This window comes from Streptomyces flavofungini (assembly GCF_041028215.1).
Lineage (GTDB): Bacteria > Actinomycetota > Actinomycetes > Streptomycetales > Streptomycetaceae > Streptomyces > Streptomyces flavofungini_B.
This window is the reverse complement of the sequence record NZ_JASKYR010001380.1, coordinates 1-936: the sequence shown is the minus strand read 5'-3', so window position 1 is coordinate 936 and position 936 is coordinate 1. Positions and strand designations below refer to the sequence as shown.

General features: G+C 74.5%; 1 protein-coding gene. It reads right to left on the bottom strand.

The annotated features are described in order from the left end of the window. Positions 1-936 (bottom strand): NAD(P)/FAD-dependent oxidoreductase (locus AB8Z36_RS41175; RefSeq protein WP_369218451.1); only part of this gene is annotated, 936 nt, incomplete at both ends.

Genomic DNA, 936 nt, shown 5'->3' with positions numbered 1-936 from the left:
ACGGTGACGCGGCGCTGCTCCTCGTCGGCGCTGATGCGGTAGTCCTCCTGCCCGGTGGCGGCGCGCAGACCCGCGTAGACCGCGGTGACCTCCTCGTCGACGAGGGCGGGGAGGATGCGGCGGCCCTGCTCGCGCAGCGCGGCGATGCCCTCGGCGCTCGACCCGGCGGCCGCCTTGTCGTCGAGGTCCTCGGCGGTGGGGCCGAGCAGGACGTTGCCGTACACGGTCGGGGCGAGCAGGACGCCCTTGCCGAGTGCGGTGGGCACGGGCAGCAGGATGTGGCCGACCAGGCCGCGGGCGAGCTTGTCGAAGACGATGAGCTGGCCCCGGCGCGGGGTGACGGTGAAGTCGGTCCGGCCGAGCAGCCGGTCGACGGTGTCGGCGTGCAGGCCCGCCGCGTTGACCAGGTACCGGGCGCGCAGGTCGCCGCGTCCGGTGCGCAGCACATGCGGGTCGGCCGCACCGTCGATCCGCTCCACACGGCAGTCCAGGTGCAGGTCGACGCCTGCCCGTACGGCCTGGGTGGCGTAGGCGAGGGTGGTCGTCCAGGGGCAGATGACGGACTCGCCGGGCACGTCGAGCGCGCCGAGGGCGCCGGGTCCCAGGTGCGGTTCGCGGGCCATGACCTCCTCGGGGCCGATGATCCGCGCGGCGTCGTAGCCGTTGCACACGGCCTTGTCGAGGAGGCCGGGCAGGGCCGCCCGCTGCTCCTCGTCCCAGGCGACGAGCAGGGCGCCGACCGGCTCCACGGGGATGCCGGACTCGGCGGCGTACGCGGCGAGGAGCCGGTATCCCTCGCGTACGAGTGCGGCTTCGAGGGAGCCGGGCACGGCGTCGAAACCGGTGTGCAGGATCGCAGTGTTGGCCTTGGACGTGCCCTCGCCGACGTCGTTCGCCGCGTCCACGAGGGCGACGCGCAGGGCGGGGTACTTGGCC